Genomic DNA, 18313 nt, shown 5'->3' with positions numbered 1-18313 from the left:
GTCGGAACCGGAGGGTTTACAGCGCCGTCGGAAAGGCATGATCCGGCGGGTGAGGAATCCGATCGGGGTGTTGCGGCGCAATCAGCAGGTCCGGGCCGAGCTGAAGGCACCGCGCGAACGGCTGCCGGGTGGGCGACGGCGCTGGATTCGGTCGTCGATGAACTGGCTGATCGCCGAGTTCGGGCGGGACGTCCTGCTCCGGCCGATCGTCCTGCCGGACGAGCTGATCCCGGCCGGGTACGACGGCAGCCTCGCCGCGGCCGAGGAGCTGTGCGCGCGGGTCGCCGATCGGATGGAGCTGCCGTCGGGCCGGTGCGCGCTCAGCTTCGGGCTCGTCGGTGACGGCGTACGGCGACCGGCGTACCGCGGAGTGGTGAAGGAGCAGGGCGGCCGGTGGCTCCGCGGTGCGGACGGCAACGAGATCCAGCTCGCGCCGGCGCTGGCCGCCGATCCGGTCGCTTTGACGGCGATCTACGCCCACGAGGCCGGACACGAGTTGCTGCTCGGCGGCGACCGGATCTCGTTCGCGCGCCGGCCCGACCACGAGTCGCTGACCGACCTGTTGACCGTGTTCTACGGACTCGGGATCTTCACCGCCAACGCGGCGTACGAACGTCGTCCGCGGCCGAACGGCCGTGGCAAGCAGCCGCTGGCCCGGGGATACCTGCGCGAGGCGGCGCTGTCCGACGCACTCGCGTACTACGCCCTCCTGCGTGGCGAGCGCCACCCGGACTGGGACCGCCACCTCGACCCACCGGTACGCCGAGGCATGCGGAACCAGCTCACCATCCTCAGCAAATGACCTACTGCTCGAGCAACCGCCGCAACCACCACACCGCGCCGCGGAGCATGGATTCGCGGTCCGGCTCGGACAGGTGATCCAGCAGGTGCAGGCAGGTCATCGTCTGATGGAGTGCGCCCAGTTCCCTGGCCAGCTCGAGCGCCCGGCGCAGGTCCGCGGGGGCGGCGTACTCCTCCCACTCGGCCAGATACGCATCCTGCACCCGCGCATCCATCGAGAGCGGTGACCTCTCCTCGACGAAGGTCACCAAGTCGAGGAACGGATGCGAGACCAGTCCGTCGGTCCAGTCGAAGGCCAGCACCTTCCCGTCCCGCGTAGCAAGGTTCCGCGGGTGCAGGTCGCCATGCAGCAGCGTCTCCGGTACGCCGATCGCCGCCAGCTCGGTGATTGCCTCGTGCAACTGTTCGGCCCGCCACGGCAGCCGCGCACGCTCGGTGGGCTCGAGCAGTTCGGTCGCCGGATTCGGTCCGAGGAGCCGGTCGAGCTCTGCCGCCAGGACATTGAGCCGGCGGTCGACGCAACTGAACTCCAGCAGCCGGTCGATCTGATCCACGTAGCTGCGCTGCAACCTGGCATGCCCTCGCAGCGCGTCGATCCACACCGCGATGTCAGCCTCGTCGGCCAGCGGGCGACCGAGGTCGGGCAACAGCATCCAAGCGCGCTTCTCGTCGATGGCCAACGGCGCCGGCACCGCGCCGGGTCGGTCGTCCGAGAGGTGCTTCAGGAGCAACGGCTCATGCGCGAAGAGAAGCGGCAATGCGTCGGCGTGAGCCGGCTGGATCGTGCTGGAGTGTGCGAGTGCCTTGAAATAGACGTCCCCGTCCGGGCCGCTGACGCGCAAGACGTTCGACAAACCCCACGAGCGCACTTGTGTCCACGGGCCTGGAACGTGCTCAGCGATCCAGGGCAGGGCGTCGTCGTACCAGTCGGGCATCGTCCACGCCGGGGTGACGGGGGAGTCCGGCGGCAGGGCGAGGTGTCGCCGAGCGGCCACGACTGCCGGGTCGTCGACGTCGTGCACCCAACGAGCGTCGTCCGGTACGGCGCCGGTCGAGAGCATCAGGTAGACCATCGGTTCTTCGCTGAGGCAGGTGAGCACAGCGGCGTCGATACCGGGCAGCGCTGTCAGCACTGGCTCGACGTCGGGGAACCAGAACTTCTCGGTGACATCCACGCGCGGCAGACCCGACGGCACCATCAGGACAGCGTCGTCGGACGCGCGGACCACGACAGCCGTGATTTCCATGACCAGCAGCGTATGTGGCCGGTGCAACGGCTTTTCCTGCGTAGGGTGAGGGCGTGATCGATGCCAGGGACATCGTGCGGGCCGCGGATCTGCTGCATGACGTGGTGGCGCCGACGCCGCTGGAGTACTCGCGCTGGTTGAGCGAGCTCGTCGGCGGCGACGTGTTCCTCAAGTGCGAGAACCTGCAACGCACCGGGTCGTTCAAGTTGCGTGGGGCCTACGTGCGGATGGCCCGGCTGTCCAAGGCCGAACGCAAGCGCGGCGTGGTCGCGGCCAGTGCGGGCAACCACGCCCAAGGGGTCGCGCTCGCGGCGCAGTTGCTCGGGATCAAGGCCACCGTCTTCATGCCGCACGGCGCCCCGATCCCGAAGGAGAAGGCGACCCGCGCGTACGGCGCCGAGGTCCGGTTCGTCGGTACGTCGATCGACGACTGCCTGACCGCGGCACGCGCGTTCGAGGCGGAGACGGGTGCGGTGCTGATCCACCCGTTCGACCATCCGGACATCGTGGCCGGTCAGGCGACCGCCGGACTCGAGATCGTCGAGCAGTGCCCGCAGGTCCGGACGGTCGTCGTACCGACGGGTGGTGGCGGCCTGGTCGCCGGGATCGCGTCCGCGATGCAGCGCGACGGGATGCCGATCGAGGTCGTCGGTGTGCAGGCCGCGGGTGCGGCGGCGTACCCGGCCTCGCTGGCGGCCGGTGAGCCGGTCCAGCTCGCTCACATGGCGACGATGGCCGACGGCATCGCGGTCGGGCTGCCGGGCGCGGTGCCGTTCGAGGCGGTCCAGCGGTACGTCGGGGAGGTCCGCACGGTCGGCGAGGATTCGTTGTCCAAGGCCCTCTTGCTGGTCCTCGAGCGCGCGAAGCTCGTGGTCGAACCAGCCGGCGCCGCCGCGGTGGCCGCCGTACTCGACGAGCCTCGGCGGTTCAAGCCACCGGTCGTGGTGGTGCTGTCCGGCGGCAACATCGACCCGTTGCTGCTGATGCGCGTGATCCGGCACGGCATGGCGGCAGCCGGCCGGTACCTATCCTTGCGGGTGCGGATCCCGGACACGCCCGGCGGTCTGGCCACACTGCTCGCGCAGCTCGCCGACCTGGACGTGAACATCATCGAGATCGTGCACGAGCGCATCTCGGAGACACTGCGGCTGGACGAGGTCGAGGTGGCCCTGCAGCTCGAGCTCCGCGGCGAAGATCACCGGGGCCGGGTCCTCAGCACCCTGGCCAGCGACGGCTACACGTACACGTTCAACTGATCAGTCGAGCGGTGTGCAGCTCTTCACCAGCGGTGCGTGCAGCCGCTCGGCGAGAACCTGGCGCTGAGTGGGCTTGGCCTCGGTCTGGCGCCGGAGGCCCTCGTCGGTCAGTCGGACATTGACTGCGCGACGGTCCTCCGGGCACATGTGGCGCTCGACCAGGCCGGCCACCTCGAGGCGGCCGATCACGCGGGACAGCGCGCTCTGGCTCAGGTGCACCGACTTCGCGATCGTCGCGACCTTGGCGGACTGCTCGGGCAGCTCGGCCAGACGCTCGAGCACCTCGTACTCACTCATGCCCAGCTCGTGGCCGGCCTGCAAGGCCCGGTCGAGGGCGCAGGTCAGATCCGCGTGGCGAGCCAGCAGCTCGCGCCACTCGCGGACATCGGCACTGGCATCGGCGCTGGTCTCACCAGGACTGGCACTGACCTTCGTAGCGGTCATGGAGGTGACCATAGCATGCACGCGCATTCAATGCAAACGCATTTAATGCCTAGACATTAGATGCACACGCATGGAATAGTCTCCCCTCGTGACACAGACAACGCACACCACATCACCGGCCCGCATGACCTGGGACGCGCGCCTCTGGGGCGCTCTTCTGGTGGTCTGCGGCGTGATCTTCCTCGACGGCCTGGACGTGTCCATGGTCGGCATGTCCCTGCCGTCCATCGGCGCCGACCTGGGCGTCTCGCTCTCGTCCCTGCAGTGGGTCGTGACCGGCTACGTGCTCGGGTACGGCGGCCTGCTGCTGCTCGGCGGCCGGACCGCCGACCTGCTCGGCCGGCGCCGGGTCTTCCTGATCGCGCTGGCCGTGTTCGCCGCGGTCTCGATGCTGAGCTCGCTGGCCACGAACGCCGAACTGCTCATCGCGGCGCGGTTCGTCAAGGGCGTCGCCGCCGCGTTCACCGCGCCGGCCGCGCTCTCCATCATCACCACGACCTTCCACGAGGGCCCGGACCGCAACCGCGCCCTCAGCATCTTCACCACCTGCGCCGCCAGCGGCTTCTCGATGGGCCTGATCCTGGGCGGCGCGCTGACCGAGGTCGGCTGGCGCTGGACCTTCCTGATGCCCGGCCCGGTCGCCCTGATCGTGCTGCTGTTCGCGCTCAAGCTGATCCCGAACAGCCCGCGCGACAACACCTCCGGCGGGTACGACGTCCCCGGTGCGATCACCGTCACCGGCGGCATGCTATCCCTGGTCTACGCCGTCGTCGGCGCCGAGCACGCCGGCTGGGTGTCGGTGCAGACCTTCGGGATGTTCGCGTTGGCGATCGTCCTGCTGGGCGCGTTCGTCGCGATCGAGCTGCGGTCCAAGCACCCGCTGGTCCGGCTCGGCATCCTGCGCAACGCCTCGCTCCGGCGGGCGAACCTGGCCATCCTGACCGTGTTCGGTGCGTACGTCGCCTTCCAGCTGATCGGCACCTTGTACATGCAGAACCTGCTCGGCTGGTCGTCGTTCGAGACCGCGCTGGCGTTCCTGCCGGCCGGCCTGCTGGTCGCCACCCTGTCGCCGAACGCGGGCAAGCTGGCCGACCGGTTCGGCACCGAGGCGATGATCGTCACCTCGATGGCGCTGTTCGTCGCCGGGTACGCCCTGTCGCTGCGGATCGGCCCGGAGGCGGCGTACTTCTCGACCGTGTTCCCGACCATCATGCTGCTCGGCCTCGGGTTCGCGATCGGGTTCCCGGCGCTGAACATCCAGGCGGTGTCGGGGGTCCCGGACCACGAGCAGGGGCTCGCATCCGGACTGTTCAACACCTCCAACCAGGTCGGCGGCGCGGTGGTCCTCGCGATCGTGACCGCGGTGATCAGCAGCCAGTCGGTCGGTGTGACCACGCAGGCCGGGATGCTGTCGGCGTACAAGCCGGGGCTGGGTGTGGTGACCGGGATCGCGGCACTCGGTCTGGTGATCGCGCTGACCGGTCTGCGTGGGCTGAAGGCCCGGCGGGCGGCTGAGGCGGCCGAGACCGCCGAGCTGGCCGCCGTACAGAACGAACTGGCCGAGGAGGAGATGACCCCGGCCGCGTGACAACAACCAGCTCCGTCGTGGGCTGTGTACATAGAGACGCGGTTGCGGGTCCCGGGCTACTCTCCGGGGCCCGCACTGCTGCTTTGGGGGCGATCCCGGATTGGTTTCGACCCAGTGGGGTGCTGGACTGGGGGCATGAGCAACCAGAGCTACGACCAGCGGGTCAAGGACATCCTCGACCGGGTCGCGAAGGGCCACCTCTCCACCGAGGAGGCCACCACCTTGATCGCCGCCATCACGACCCCGGGCACGGCCCAGGCCGACGAGCCGGCGGCACAGCCTCCGGTTGCCGAAGACGTCGTACCTGACGAGACTCCGTCGACCTCGGTCTGGGCGGACGTTGTCGACTCACCGGATGCGGTGGACGCGCCGGTCGCCGAAACCGTCGTGACTGGCGTCCAGGACAGTGTTGTGGACGAGGCGCCGGCGGCTTCCGACGAAGTTGTCGAAGAAGAAGAGGTCGAGGAACAGCACAGCAATGTGCCGATGCCGGCCGGCGTGCAGCGGGTGACCGTGCGCGCCATCGGGCGGCGGGTGCGGTTGATCGGCGAGCCCGCGATCAACGGCGTCGCCGTGGACGGGCCGCACGTGATCAAGCGTGACGGCGACACCCTGGCGATCAGCAGCGAAGGTGACATGGGTGTCTCGATCGACGGGTTCAGCATGCTGCGGAACCCGACCGATCTGAAGTCACACGTGAACGGCCTGGCCAAGGAGCTGTCCATCCGGGTGAACCCGAGCCTCCAGGTCGAGGTCGAGGTGACCGGCGGCAGCGTCAACGCCGAGCGCCTGCCGGGGCTGTCCCGGGTCCGCGTCACCGCCGGTACGGCGAAGGTCGCGGATGTGGACGGCCCGATCGACCTGCTCGTCCAGGCCGGTTCGGCCACCCTGGACGCGCAGATCACCAAGGGTCGCTCCCGTGTCCGGGTCGAGTCCGGCACGGCCAACGTGTCGCTGCGTCGCGGCTCCGACGTCCGCGTCCACACCGAGGCACAGCTCGGCCGCGTCACCTGGACCGGTGCGGTCTCCGGTCAGTCCAAGGATGTGGAGATCGGCCGCGGCCGCGCCGCGCTCGACGTCGAGGTCCTGGTCGGCACCGCTCAGATCGTCTCCGACTGATCCACCTGCTGGGTCGCCGGGACCGTGCGCAACGTGCGGAACGGTGAGAGGTAGAGGAACACCGTGCCGGCCAGTGCGGCCAGGCCGGCGACCCAGAGTGTGGCGTGCAGTCCGAAGACAGTGCCGAGCGCTCCGCCCAGCAGACTGCCGAGCGGAGCGGCGCCCCAGCCGACGAAGCTCATGGTGGCGCTGACCCGGCCCTGCAGCTCCGGTGGGCACACGCGCTGCCGGATGCTCACCTGCAGGATGTAGCAGACGATGATGCAGAATCCGGCGAGCAGCATCGAGACGACGTACCAGCCCACCTGCCAGCCCGGTGCGGTCAGCGCCTGCAGTGTGAACGCGACGCCGATACCCGTCGACGAGAGCAGGAGCATGCGGGCATCGCCGTACCGGTTGCTGATCTTCTCCGTGACCGCTGACGCGACGATGGCTCCGAGCAGACCGATCATGCTGAGTACGCCGATGGTCCCCGGCTGCAGGTGAACCTCGCGGACCAGGTAGACGATCATGATCGCGCCGGCCGCTGCCTGGAACAGCATGGTCGTTGCCGTGTTCAGTGCGATCGGCCGCAGTAGTGGGTGGGTGAAGACGTAGCGCATGCCGTCCGCGATCTCCCGGCGCAGGTCGGGACGATCCGCCTTCGCCGGCTGGGCTTCCGGCGTACGGATCGAGCGAAGCCATAGTGCGGACCACAGGAAGCTCATGGCGTCCAGTCCGATCGTCGCGGCCGCACCAAGCCACTGGACGAGTACACCGCCTGCACCAGCGCCGATCACCGCGCCGATGGAGTGATTGGCGGCCAGCTTGGCGTTGCCCGGCAACAGCTGGTCCGGCTCGAGCAGCCGGGGTGGATAGGTGCTGTGCGCCACGTCGAACAGCACTGTGAGGATCCCGGTCAGCGCCAGTACGACGTACAGCTGCGTGAGACTCAGTACGCCGAACCACGCGGCAACCGGGATCGACGCGAAGAGCAGTGCGCGACCCAGATCGGCGTACACGAGCACCGGGAGACATCTGATCCGGTCGACCCACGCACCGGCGAACAGACCGAGCAATAGCCACGCCGCGGTCTCGCACGTCCGCAGCAGCGAGACCTGGAGGGTGGACGCGTCCAGGGTGAGTACGGCGAGCAGCGGGATCGCGATCATGCTCAGGCGCGAGCCCAGCTGGCTGAGCAGGTCTGCGGTCCACAGACGGCGGAAGTCGGGGTGGCGGAGGATGCCCATGCGGCGACCGTAAGCGCTGAGTTGAGTCGTGTCGACTCAACTATCAACAAAGTTGAGCCCGATAGACTCAAGTCTGAACCCGCTCGAAAGTGTCGGCGTCGCCGCTCGTCGACGCGCGATCAGGACAACATGCTCTTCGCGCCGGCCGCTCGCTAGGCCGAAAAGCAAGCGCCCCGGTGGTTGTCCACCGGGGCGCTCGGAGCTGGGTGGGTCAGCCGGTGAAGGGTTCGGCGGCGACGATCTCGACGGTGACGTCCTTGCCGTTCGGGGCCTCGTAGGTGGCCTTCTCGCCCTTCTTCTTACCCAGGATCGCCGAACCGAGCGGGGACTGTGGCGAATACACGTCGATGTCGACCGACGCGTCGAGGGCGAGCAGTTCGCGGGAGCCGAGCAGGAACGTCTCGACGTCGTCGTCACCGGCGAACTTGATCGAGACCTTCATCCCGGGCTCGACCTTGCCGCCCTTCTTCGGGGTCTCGCCGACCCGGGCGCGGCGGAGCATGTCCTCCAGCTGCCGGATCCGCGCCTCGATCTTGCCCTGCTCGTCCTTGGCGGCGTGATAGCCGCCGTTCTCCTTCAGGTCGCCCTCGTCCCTGGCCTCGCTGATGCGCTGGGTGATCTCGGCACGGGCGGGGCCCTTGAGGTGCTCGAGCTCAGCCTTCAGCTGGTCGTAACCGTCCTGCGTCAGCCAGACAACGCTGTCCTCTTCGATCCTTTGCGTCACGGGCTGCTCCTTGTGTCGGTGGGGATGGGCAGAAATGCTTCTGGCCGCCGTCGTCGACGGCGACCAATCCACTCAGCGTAGCAAGATCCGGCAGAGAACCCCACAGTTCTTTGACCTCTCAAACGCTGGGAAATCGCTTGCCTGGAGGTTTTTCCCGGGTCTCGGCCATCGGATGGCAATCGGTTGCCGACGGGTCAGTGGGGATGGTGGGAGTCGGCCGTCGTGCAGCCGATCAGCACGACGGAGGTGGCCGAGCGCTGGGTTGTCAGGGTGGCGGGGAGGGTCTGGTGGCGGGCGGAATCGGCCGGGATGGTGAGGGTGAGCTCGCCGACGATCGAGAAGTCGGCGGCCTTCGCCTGCAGGCGGCAGCTCGCCTCGACGGACTTGGTCCGGTCCACCTGGATGGTCGCCTTCGCGCTGGTGGCCGACATCACCTCGAAACCGAGCAGCCGCGACGTCACCGGCGGATTCGATCCGATCACCGCCGCCCACGTCAGCCAGCCCAGACCGGCCAGCACCACCACGGCCAGCACGCCGATCAGCACCGGCCGGCGCGACCTCCGGTCCCGTCCGTACCGGGCGTCGAGGTCGGTGGTCGGGATGCTGGCAGATGACTCGGTCAACGGGGGTCCAGGGGGTCGGTCGTGGGTTTGAGCCGGGCTTGGAGGACCATTGTGTCTTGTGAGTGGAGATCTTCGGTTGTTGCATGTGCACGCCCACCCGGATGACGAGTCGAGTAAGGGAGCCGCTTCGACGGCTCGGTATGTGGCCGAAGGTGTCGAGGTCATGGTGGCCACGTGTACCGGCGGCGAGCGCGGGTCGATCCTGAACCCGAAGATGGACCGCCCGGAGGTGCTGGCGAACATCACCGAGATCCGCCGCAAGGAGATGGACGCGGCCCGGGAGATCCTCGGCATCCGGCAGGAGTGGCTCGGCTGGGTGGACTCGGGATTCCCCGAGGGTGACCCGCTGCCGCCGTTGCCGGAGGGCTGCTTCGCCGCGCTCAAGGTCGAGGACGCCGCCGCCCCGCTGGTGAAGCTGATCCGCGAGTTCCGCCCGCAGGTCGTCACGACGTACGACGAGAACGGCGGCTACCCGCACCCGGACCACGTGATGTGCCACACGATCACCGTGGCCGCGTTCGAGGCGGCCGGCGACAAGGACGCCTACCCGGAGCTCGGCGAGCCGTGGCAGCCGCTCAAGCTGTACTACCACCACACCTTCCACTACGAGCGGATGAAGGCGCTGCACGACGCGATGATCGCGCGCGGCCTGGAGTCGCCGTACGCCGAACGCCTCAAGGACTGGAAGCCGGACCCGGAGAACGAGCGCCGGATCACCACCCGGGTCGAGTGCGCGGAGTACTTCGCCACCCGGGACAAGGCCCTGCTCGCGCACGCCACCCAGATCGACCCCGACGGCGCGTGGTTCGCCGTACCGCTGGAAGTGCACCAGGCGGCCTGGCCGACCGAGGACTACGAGCTGGCCCGGAGTCTGGTCGAGCCGGAACTACCTGAGGACGATCTGTTCGCGGGGCTGCGCTGACGGCGGGCCTAGACAGTGAGAGACTGGTGGCGTGATAGCGACGACCTCCCTTCTGACGGCCGAGATCGATCCGAACTCGGTGCGCCCCGGATGGGTCGCGCTGCTGATCGTGCTCGCACTCGGTGCCGCCACGGCGCTGCTGGTGCGCAACATGGGCAAGCAGTTGAAGAAGATCGACTTCGACGGCGATGGTGCGGACGCCCCAGCACCGTCCGACGGCCCAGCGACCACGGACAGCTCGCCGTCCCCGGCTGGCGATGCCGAGCCGACGGATACGGCCGCTACGACGGAGAAGCCGACGCAGAGTGATTCGAAGGAACACTCTCAGCACTGATTTCGGTCAGCTTCGCGACACGGTGATCACGAGATGGTGTCGGGCTGGGCGGCCCTCCTCCGGCTGACCCTATAGTGAGCCGGGTGTCGAATGGTGCCGAAGCCGGGTCCGCTCTGTGACCGCGACCCGCGCCGCCCGGCATCGCATGCCCGGACGTCTGGTCGCGGGTGGCGTGGGTGCGATCGTCATCGCCTCGGTGGCCCTCGTGGTGGGCCTGTTCGCGGCCGACAGTGAGCCCCGCTACCTCGGTGGGATCGGCGGGCCGAGCGTGTTCGTCTCGTGGCTGCTGCCGTTCTTCCGGCTGATCGCCACACTCGCGACCGTCGGCTGCGCCGGCGCTCTGCTCGCCGCGGTCGTCCTGCTCCGGGTCGAAGGCGGTCCGCTCGGCGTCCAGGGGCGCCGCGCCATCCGGGATGCCAGCAACTCGGCCTTCATCTGGGCGGTCTGCGCCTTCGCCGGCGCGATCGTCACCGCGTCGATCCTGCTCGACACCCCGGTGAACCTGCTCCGCTTCCGCCTCGACGACGCCCTCGGCGTCCCCGAGGTGAAGGCCCTGCTGATCACCGGCATCCTGGTCCTTGCCCTGGCCGTCGGCATCCGCCGGGTGCAGACCTCGTCGGCCGCGGGTCTCGGCGTCCTGGTCGCCGTCGCGGCCCTCGTCCCGACCGCGCTCACGGCCTACCCGCGCAACGAGTCGTACGTCGTCCTCGCCGGGGCGGCCCTCGTCGTGCACGTCATCGCCGCGACCACGTGGATCGGCGGCCTGGCGGGTCTCGTCCGCTACGGCCGGGCCAGCCGGACCGGACTCCCGATCGTGCTCGAGCGGTTCAACCAGGTCGCGCTGATCTCGTCGATCGCCGTCCTCCTCAGCGGCCTGATCAGCGCCGCCGGCCGCCTGGCCGCGATGGGTGGCGGCTGGGGTACGGTCCTGGATGCCCTCACCTCGGACGCGTACGGCGCGCTCCTGATCGCGAAGATCGGGGCCTTCCTGCTCCTGATCATCCTCGCCTGGCTTCAGCGCCGCCGAGCCGTCGGCGACCTCCTCGACGGCGGCACGCCGTTCTGGCAGGTCGTCGGCACCGAACTCTTCGTCATGGCCCTGACCCTGGGCCTGTCGGTCGCCCTGTCACAGACCGCCTGACCACGGCGCGGTGCGCAGATCGGCCGCGCTGCGCCGCTCCCGGTCCGGCGGGCGTTCCTCGGCGGCCCGGCCGACCGCGATCATCGAGACGATGTGCCATCCCGCGCCGGGCGCCAGGTCCGCGGTCAGCCCGTCGAGATCGAAGGCCCGGAACTGCCGGCAGGCCAGACCCATCGCCTGAGCCTGCAGCGTCAGATGGGCCACCGACTGGCCGAGGTCGTAGTCCGCGAAGTCCGAGTAGGCCCAGTCGGTGTCCTCGATGTAGCGATGCGCCATCGTCACGACGAGCAGGCCGGCACTCGGTGCCCACCGTCCCGAGCTGGCCGCGAGATGCCGCACGATCCGCTTGTGCTCGGGCTCGTCCCGCCGCGCCGTGAAGTACGCCCAGGGCTGCGAGTTGCCTGCCGACGGCGCCCAACGAGCGGCTTCCAGTAACAACTCCACGTCCTCCTCGGTGATCGTCCACTCAGGATCGAACCGAAGCGGGCTGAATCGCGACGCGAGCAACGGATGAACGTGCATGCCAGGGGCAACTCCGATCCGGCCCGGTCCATTCCGCTCGACCGGAGCGCATACGGTGGGGCCATGGCGTCCGTCAACGAGCTCGGCCGGAGTACCAGCCCGTATCTCCGGCAGCATGCGGAGAACCCGGTGGCGTGGCGGGAGTGGTCGGACAAGGCGTTCCAGGAGGCGCGGGAGCGGGACGTGCCGGTGTTCCTGTCGGTGGGGTACTCCGCTTGTCACTGGTGTCACGTGATGGCGCATGAGTCGTTCGAGGACGAAGCGACGGCGGCGTACCTGAACGAGCACTTCGTCAGCATCAAGGTGGATCGGGAGGAGCGGCCGGACGTCGACGCGATCTACATGGCGGCGACGGTCGCGATGATCGGCCAGGGCGGCTGGCCGATGTCGGTGTTCCTGACACCGGACGCGGAGCCGTTCTTCTGCGGCACGTACTTTCCCAACGATCCGCGTGGCGGGATGGCGTCGTTCCGGCAGGTGCTGGAGTCGCTGGCCGACGCGTGGCAGACCAAGCGGGACCAGATCGACGGGATCGGCCGGCGAGTGGTCGAGCAGCTCGGAGCCCAGCAGCAACCGGTCCCGGGAGAGTTCGACACCGCGAAGGCTGCTCAGCTCCTGCGGACCGACTTCGATCCGGTGGACGCGGGGTTCGGGCGGGCGCCGAAGTTCCCGCCGTCGATGGTCCTCGACTTCCTGCTCCGCCACCACCGCCGGACCGGTTCGGCCGACGCGCTCGCGATGGTCGCGCAGACCTGCGACCGGATGGCTCGGGGTGGGATGTACGACCAGCTCGCGGGCGGGTTCGCGCGGTACTCGGTCGACGGTCAGTGGGTCGTCCCGCACTTCGAGAAGATGCTCTACGACAACGCCCTGCTGCTCGACGTCTACACGCACTGGTGGACGGTCGGCGGCGACCCGCTCGCCCGGCGCGTCGCCGAGGAGACCGCCGAGTTCCTCCTGACGGAACTCCGCACGCCGGACGGCGGTTTCGCCTCCGCCCTCGACGCCGACACCGAAGGGGAGGAGGGCAAGTACTACGTCTGGACCCCCGCGCAACTGCGTGACGAGCTGGGTGACGACGCCGACTGGGTGATCGACCTCTGCGACGTCACCGGGACTTTCGAGCACGGCTCCTCGGTCCTCCAGCTTCGCGCGGACCCCGACGACCCCGAGCGCTGGCAGCGCATCCGGGCCACCCTGCGGCAAGCCCGCAGCCACCGCACCTACCCCGGCCGCGACGACAAGGTGGTCGCCGCCTGGAACGGCCTGGCCATCACCGCCCTCACCCGCGCCGGCATCGTCCTCGACAAGCCCGAGTACGTCGAAGCCGCCGAGCACGCGGCCAGATTGGTCCGGGACGTGCACCTCGACCACGACACCGGCCGGCTCCACCGCACCTCGCGCGACCGGGTGCGCGGCACGGCTCACGGTGTCCTCGAGGACTACACGGCGTACGCGCAAGGTTGTCTGACGCTGTTGGGTGCCACCGGCAACATCGAGTGGTTCGAGACGGCCGAGCGGTTGCTGGACCGGACCCTGGAGCAGTTCGTTGCCGATGGCTCCTACTTCGACACGGCGGCCGACGCCGAGGAGCTGGTCTGGCGTCCGCAGGACCCGACCGACAACGCCAGCCCGTCCGGCGTCAGCCTGGCCGCCGAGGCCTTCACGACGCTGGCGAGCCTGACCGGATCGGTCCGCTACGAAACCGCCGCACAGCAGGCGCTACAGGCCTCGGCCACCATCGCGGACCGCGCGCCGAGGTTCGCCGGCCGCGCGCTCGCGGTCGCCGAGACGATCGCCGCCGGTCCACTGGAGATCGCGATCGCGGGGGATTCACCCGAGCTGCGCCGGACCGCGCTGACCGAGGCGCCGTGGGGTACGGCGATCGTTGCCGGTGGCCCCGGTCTCGCCGTACCGCTGATGGCGGGCCGGGATCTCGTCGACGGCCGGGCGGCGGCGTACGTCTGTCAGAAATTCACCTGCCGGCTTCCGATCGTGTTGCCGGAAGACCTTCGCCGGGAACTGAATCCCCAGGCCTGACACCGGCATGGGTGCGGGTTTTCCCTGTCGTTTCGCCCAGATCCCTTGACTCCCGCGCCGCTGGCGACCAGAGTCCTCCCTCAGTCGGATGTAACAGAACTCGCACGCCCCGACACACAGTGTCACAAATGAGGCAGTGGCACTGCTGAGTCAGCATCCGGCGTCCCCAACTGAATTCGGTCGCTGCGCCCAAACAGCGACCACACCGTGAGGAGATGTTGTCTTGAGACGACTGACATCAGCAGGGGCGGTGGCCATCGTCGCGGCAGCGGGTCTTGCCGGGGTGTTCACCGGCTCACCCGCGGGTGCCGCGCAACGAACGGCTCCGCTCTCGGCGTCGGGTTTCGACCAGCCCGCCGCCGTCCAGGCCGAACAGGCGCTGACGGCGCAGACGGCCGCAGCCCTCGGACTCGCCAGTGGTGAACAACTCGTGGTCCGCGACGTGGTCAAGGACCCGGACGGCACCGAGTACGTCCGCTACGACCGCACCTACAACGGCCTGAAGGTCGTCGGCGGTGATCTGATCGTCAAGCGCAAGGGCGCGGCGGTCGGCGGTGCCATCACAGTCACCTACAACCGCGGCGCCAAGTCCGTCGGGGTCGCGACCAAGCCGACGCTGTCCCAGTCGGCCGCTCTCTCCAAGGGCGCGCAGTCGGCCGGCAAGTCACAGCTCAAGGTCACCGACAATAAGGGATCGCTGGTCGTCTTCGTGACGCCGAGCAAGCCCGTGCTCGCCTACGAGGTCGTCACCACCGGCGTGAAGCCGGACCAGACCCCGTCGGTGCTGCACTCGTTCATCGACGCCAAGACCGGCGCCCTGCTGGACCAGGACGACGAGATCAAGACCGGCACCGGCAACTCGATGTACTCCGGCACCGTCAGCATCGGCACGTCGGGCAGCTTCACCATGACCGACCCGAGCCGCGGTGGTAATTACACCACCGATCTCAACGGCGCGACGTCCGGCAACGGCACCACCTTCACCGACGCCGACGACACCTGGGGCACCGGCGCAGCGTCGAACCGCCAGACCGCCGGTGTGGACGCGCACTACGGCGCCCAGCTGACCTGGGACTACTACAAGAACGCCCACGGCCGGAACGGCATCTTCAACAACGGCCAGGGCGCTCGTTCCCGGACGCACTACGGCAACGCGTACGTGAACGCGTTCTGGGACGGCACCCAGATGACGTACGGCGACGGCCAGGGCAACACCCATCCGCTGACCGCGATCGACGTCGCCGGCCACGAGATGAGCCACGGTGTCACCGAGGCGACCGCCAACCTGAACTACTCCGGTGACGCGGGTGGCCTGAACGAGGCCACCTCCGACATCTTCGGCACCATGGTCGAGTTCTCCGCCAACAACTCGTCCGACCCGGGTGACTACCTGATCGGCGAGAAGATCAACATCAACGGCAACGGCACCCCGCTACGCTACATGGACAAGCCGTCGAAGGACGGAGCCAGCGTGGACTGCTGGTCGACCAGCACCGGCGGACTCGACCCGCACTACTCGTCCGGTCCGCTGAACCACTGGTTCTACCTGGCCTCCGAGGGCACCGGCAGCAAGGTCATCGGCGGTGTGACGCACAGCAGCACCGCCTGCAACGGCGCCACCATCACCGGTGTCGGCCACGACGTCGCCGCGAAGGTCTGGTACCGCACGCTGAGCACCAAGCTGAGCTCGGGCAGCACCTACAAGGACGCCCGCGAGGGCGCTATCACCTCCGCCGTCGAGTTGTACGGCGCCGACTCGGCCCAGTGCAAGGGCATCGAGGCGGCCTTCAGTGGCATCTCGGTCCCGGCCGGCGCGGCCAAGTGCAGCGGTGGCACCGAGCCGCCGCCCAGCGGCGACAACCTGCTGCAGAACCCGGGCTTCGAGTCCGGCGCGGTGAACTGGACCGGCACCGCCGGCCCGATCACCAACGACACCGGCCGTCCGGCGCGCACCGGCAGCTGGAAGCTGTGGCTGCAGGGCAACGGTCGCGCCACCACCGAGAACGTCGGCCAGTCGGTCGCGATCCCGGCCTCCGCGACCACGGCCACGCTGTCGTTCTGGATCCGGATCGACTCCGCCGAGACCACCACCTCGACGGCGTACGACACGGCGAAGGTGCAGGTGGTCGACGGTTCGACCACCACCACGCTGGCGACGTACTCGAACCTGAACAAGAACACGTCGTACGTCCAGAAGACGCTCAACGTGTCGCAGTACAAGGGCAAGACCGTCACGGTGAAGTTCGTCGGCCAGGAGGACTCCTCTCTGCAGACCAGCTTCGTCATCGACGACACCTCGCTCACCGCGAGCTGACGCGGTAACCCGTCCGGGGCGCGCGCGGCCCACCGCCCGCTGGCCCGCGCGCCCCGGATCTTCTTCTTCTTCTTTGATTGAGGCCAAAGGAGATCCGCCCATGCACAAGTCCCTCGTCTCCGGACTCGGCGCCGTCCTCGTGGCCGGCGCGTTGCTCGCCCCTTCGATTGCCCGCAGCAACGTCGCCGCCGCGGTCGAGTCCCCGGACATCTCCGTCACCAACACCAAGGCCCATCTCGACCAGCTGCAATCGATTGCCACCAGCAACGGTGGCAACCGCTACACCGGCCGGGCCGGATACAAGGCTTCGGCCGACTACGTGAAGGCCAAGCTCGACGCGGCCGGTTACACCACCACTCTGCAGTCCTTCTCCACCTCGGCCGGTACGTCGTACAACGTGATCGCGGAGTGGCCGCACGGCGACGCGAACCACGTGGTGATGGCCGGCTCGCACCTGGTCAGCGTCAGCGCCGGTCCGGGGATCAACGACAACGGTTCTGGCAGCGCCGGCGTACTCGAAACCGCCCTCGCCTACGCCGCCAGTGGCCAGACCCCCAGGAACCGGTTGAGGTTCGGGTTCTGGGGTGCCGAGGAGCTCGGCCTGCTCGGCTCGAAGTACTACGTCAACAACCTGCCCGCGGCCGAGCGCGACAAGATCGAGCTGTACCTCAACTTCGACATGATCGCGTCGCCGAACCCGGGCTACTTCCTGTACGACGACAACCCGGCCGGCAACGGTGCTCGCGACGACCTGGTTTCGTACTTCACCAGCAAGAGCATCCAGACCGAGTTCATCGACGTCCAGGGCCGCTCCGACCACGCGGCGTTCCGGTCGCTCGGCATCCCGACCGCCGGGACCTTCTCCGGTGCCGAGGAGATCAAGTCATCGGCCCAGGCGGCCAAGTGGGGTGGTACGGCGAACCAGGCGTTCGACCCCTGCTACCACCGGTCGTGCGACACCATCGGCAACCTGGACCTGACCTCCCTGGATCGGCAGATCGACGCCATCGGCCACATGATCTGGAACTACGCCCAGAAGGACTACACCAGTGGTCCGCCACCCGGCGGTGACAACCTGATCCTCAACCCCGGCTTCGAATCCGGTACGGCGAACTGGACCGGAACCACCGGCGTGATCACGAACAGCACGTCCCGGCCCGCGCACGGCGGGTCGTACAAGGCGTGGCTGCAGGGCAACGGCCGGAGCAGCACCGAGAACATCGGCCAGTCGGTGGCGATCCCGGCCGCGGCGACGGCGGCGTCGCTGTCGTTGTGGATCCGGATCGACACCGCCGAGACGACCACGTCGACGGTCTACGACACGGTCAAAGTTCAGATTGTCGACAATGGGACAACCGCGACGCTGGCGACGTACTCGAACGTCGACCGCACCACGTCGTACGTGCAGAAGACGCTGAACGTCCTTGCCTACAAGGGGAAAACCGTCACTGTGCGGTTCCTCGGGCAGGAGGACTCGTCACTGCAGACCAGCTTCGTCATCGATGACGTGGCACTGACGACCAGTTAGACCGGCTTGCACAGCTTGCCCGGTGGGATGGCGGCTTCGGTGAGCAGTTTGCCCACCGGGGCCGCCAGCGGCTTCACCTTGGGGTCCTCGAGCCGGGCGGTCTTCCCGTTCGCGGAGACCGCCAGGATCATGTCGTCGGGGTGCTTGACCGTCGGCTTGGTGGCGACCAGGCTCGCCCAGTCGACCTGCTGAGCGGCCGTGGTGATGGTCGCCAGCAGAGTGGGGTCGAGCTTGCAGCGGATCGTGTCCTTGCCGCGCGAGCTCACCGTGGCGACACCGTCGGTGCCGATCAGCACCTGATCGTCGAAGCCGGCGAACCCACCCTTCCTCGACACCGTCAGCGGCAGCCCTGCCCCGACCGGGGTCGACTGCGTCACAGTCGGTGCGCTACTCGGTGCCGGGGAGGGCGGGGGGTTACCCACGCCACCGTCGGACTCGTTGCCACACCCGCTCAGGACGAGACCGGCGACCGCGGCGACCA

17 protein-coding genes are annotated in these 18313 nt (G+C 68.6%); 10 read left to right on the top strand and 7 right to left on the bottom strand.

Features of this window, described 5'->3' with window-relative positions; translation table 11 throughout:
- Positions 1-49: 49 nt before the first annotated feature.
- Positions 50-802: a hypothetical protein gene (locus OG558_RS02685; RefSeq protein WP_405068782.1), complete on the top strand. Its 753-nt coding sequence runs from the start codon at positions 50-52 to the stop codon at positions 800-802.
- A gap of 1 nt (position 803) precedes the next feature.
- Here OG558_RS02685 and OG558_RS02680 read toward each other — a convergent pair whose 3' ends face one another.
- A complete protein-coding gene (locus OG558_RS02680) occupies positions 804-2048 on the bottom strand; it encodes an aminoglycoside phosphotransferase family protein (RefSeq protein ID WP_405068781.1) in 1245 nt (414 codons plus the stop codon).
- 53 nt (positions 2049-2101) lie between these two features.
- Between OG558_RS02680 and ilvA the strand changes: the two genes are divergently transcribed.
- A complete protein-coding gene (ilvA, locus tag OG558_RS02675) occupies positions 2102-3304 on the top strand; it encodes a threonine ammonia-lyase (protein ID WP_405068780.1) in 1203 nt (400 codons plus the stop codon).
- Here ilvA and OG558_RS02670 read toward each other — a convergent pair whose 3' ends face one another.
- Entirely contained in the window at positions 3305-3748 is a 444-nt protein-coding gene (locus tag OG558_RS02670) for a MarR family winged helix-turn-helix transcriptional regulator (RefSeq protein WP_405068779.1), read from the bottom strand.
- An 88-nt stretch (positions 3749-3836) separates the two neighbouring features.
- Between OG558_RS02670 and OG558_RS02665 the strand changes: the two genes are divergently transcribed.
- Together OG558_RS02665 and OG558_RS02660 are read left to right on the top strand one after the other, a co-directional pair.
- Positions 3837-5336 carry an MFS transporter gene (locus OG558_RS02665; RefSeq protein WP_405068778.1) on the top strand — a complete coding sequence of 500 codons (1500 nt, stop codon included), beginning with the start codon at positions 3837-3839 and terminating at the stop codon, positions 5334-5336.
- Positions 5337-5471: 135 nt separating this feature from the next.
- Complete coding sequence (locus OG558_RS02660) at positions 5472-6455, top strand: hypothetical protein (RefSeq protein ID WP_329481378.1); 984 nt, start codon at positions 5472-5474, stop codon at positions 6453-6455.
- Here OG558_RS02660 and OG558_RS02655 read toward each other — a convergent pair.
- From OG558_RS02655 to OG558_RS02645, 3 genes are all read right to left on the bottom strand, one after another.
- Positions 6437-7684 (bottom strand): MFS transporter, encoded by a 1248-nt coding sequence (locus OG558_RS02655; RefSeq protein ID WP_405068777.1) that lies wholly within the window; start codon positions 7682-7684, stop codon positions 6437-6439. The two genes, OG558_RS02660 and OG558_RS02655, sit on opposite strands and share 19 nt — an antisense overlap.
- A gap of 211 nt (positions 7685-7895) precedes the next feature.
- Entirely contained in the window at positions 7896-8408 is a 513-nt protein-coding gene (gene greA, locus OG558_RS02650) for a transcription elongation factor GreA (RefSeq protein WP_329481376.1), read from the bottom strand.
- Positions 8409-8602: 194 nt separating this feature from the next.
- The gene (locus OG558_RS02645; protein WP_405068776.1) at positions 8603-9031 is read right to left on the bottom strand and encodes a DUF4307 domain-containing protein; all 429 of its coding nucleotides are present in this window, start codon (positions 9029-9031) and stop codon (positions 8603-8605) included.
- Positions 9032-9089: 58 nt separating this feature from the next.
- On the opposite strand from OG558_RS02645, the gene mca reads away from it, so the two are divergent.
- The 3 genes from mca (at position 9090) to OG558_RS02630 (ending at position 11428) form a co-directional block, all read left to right on the top strand.
- Complete coding sequence (gene mca, locus OG558_RS02640) at positions 9090-9953, top strand: mycothiol conjugate amidase Mca (protein ID WP_329481374.1); 864 nt, start codon at positions 9090-9092, stop codon at positions 9951-9953.
- Positions 9954-9984: 31 nt separating this feature from the next.
- Positions 9985-10287: a hypothetical protein gene (locus OG558_RS02635; RefSeq protein ID WP_329481373.1), complete on the top strand. Its 303-nt coding sequence runs from the start codon at positions 9985-9987 to the stop codon at positions 10285-10287.
- Between the two features lie 115 nt (positions 10288-10402).
- Entirely contained in the window at positions 10403-11428 is a 1026-nt protein-coding gene (locus tag OG558_RS02630; RefSeq protein ID WP_329481372.1) for a CopD family protein, read from the top strand.
- Here OG558_RS02630 and OG558_RS02625 read toward each other — a convergent pair.
- Complete coding sequence (locus OG558_RS02625) at positions 11414-11950, bottom strand: nitroreductase family protein (protein WP_405068775.1); 537 nt, start codon at positions 11948-11950, stop codon at positions 11414-11416. The genes OG558_RS02630 and OG558_RS02625 overlap by 15 nt on opposite strands.
- Before the next feature lie 63 nt (positions 11951-12013).
- On the opposite strand from OG558_RS02625, the gene OG558_RS02620 reads away from it, so the two are divergent.
- From OG558_RS02620 to OG558_RS02610, 3 genes are all read left to right on the top strand, one after another.
- Complete coding sequence (locus tag OG558_RS02620; RefSeq protein WP_405068773.1) at positions 12014-13990, top strand: thioredoxin domain-containing protein; 1977 nt, start codon at positions 12014-12016, stop codon at positions 13988-13990.
- 250 nt (positions 13991-14240) lie between these two features.
- Entirely contained in the window at positions 14241-16304 is a 2064-nt protein-coding gene (locus OG558_RS02615) for a M4 family metallopeptidase (protein ID WP_405068772.1), read from the top strand.
- 100 nt (positions 16305-16404) lie between these two features.
- Entirely contained in the window at positions 16405-17832 is a 1428-nt protein-coding gene (locus tag OG558_RS02610; RefSeq protein WP_405068771.1) for a M20/M25/M40 family metallo-hydrolase, read from the top strand.
- Here OG558_RS02610 and OG558_RS02605 read toward each other — a convergent pair.
- Positions 17829-18209, bottom strand: a complete 381-nt coding sequence (locus OG558_RS02605; RefSeq protein WP_405068770.1) for a hypothetical protein — start codon at positions 18207-18209, stop codon at positions 17829-17831. The two genes, OG558_RS02610 and OG558_RS02605, sit on opposite strands and share 4 nt — an antisense overlap.
- Positions 18210-18313 lie beyond the last annotated feature (104 nt).

Source organism: Kribbella sp. NBC_01510 (assembly GCF_045040325.1).
In the GTDB taxonomy this organism is placed as follows: Bacteria; Actinomycetota; Actinomycetes; order Propionibacteriales; family Kribbellaceae; genus Kribbella.
The sequence above is the reverse complement of the archived record's forward strand: the minus strand, read 5'-3'. Positions and strand labels throughout refer to the sequence as shown.

What these genes read in the sequence shown, in the direction of transcription:
- OG558_RS02655 (WP_405068777.1), bottom strand. Translation starts at nt 7,684, where the DNA reads ATGGGCATCCTCCGCCACCCCGACTTCCGCCGTCTGTGGACCGCAGAC.
- OG558_RS02625 (WP_405068775.1), bottom strand. Translation starts at nt 11,950, where the DNA reads ATGCACGTTCATCCGTTGCTCGCGTCGCGATTCAGCCCGCTTCGGTTC.
- OG558_RS02620 (WP_405068773.1), top strand. Translation starts at nt 12,014, where the DNA reads ATGGCGTCCGTCAACGAGCTCGGCCGGAGTACCAGCCCGTATCTCCGG.
- OG558_RS02660 (WP_329481378.1), top strand. Translation starts at nt 5,472, where the DNA reads ATGAGCAACCAGAGCTACGACCAGCGGGTCAAGGACATCCTCGACCGG.
- OG558_RS02610 (WP_405068771.1), top strand. Translation starts at nt 16,405, where the DNA reads ATGCACAAGTCCCTCGTCTCCGGACTCGGCGCCGTCCTCGTGGCCGGC.
- OG558_RS02680 (WP_405068781.1), bottom strand. Translation starts at nt 2,048, where the DNA reads ATGGAAATCACGGCTGTCGTGGTCCGCGCGTCCGACGACGCTGTCCTG.
- OG558_RS02670 (WP_405068779.1), bottom strand. Translation starts at nt 3,748, where the DNA reads ATGACCGCTACGAAGGTCAGTGCCAGTCCTGGTGAGACCAGCGCCGAT.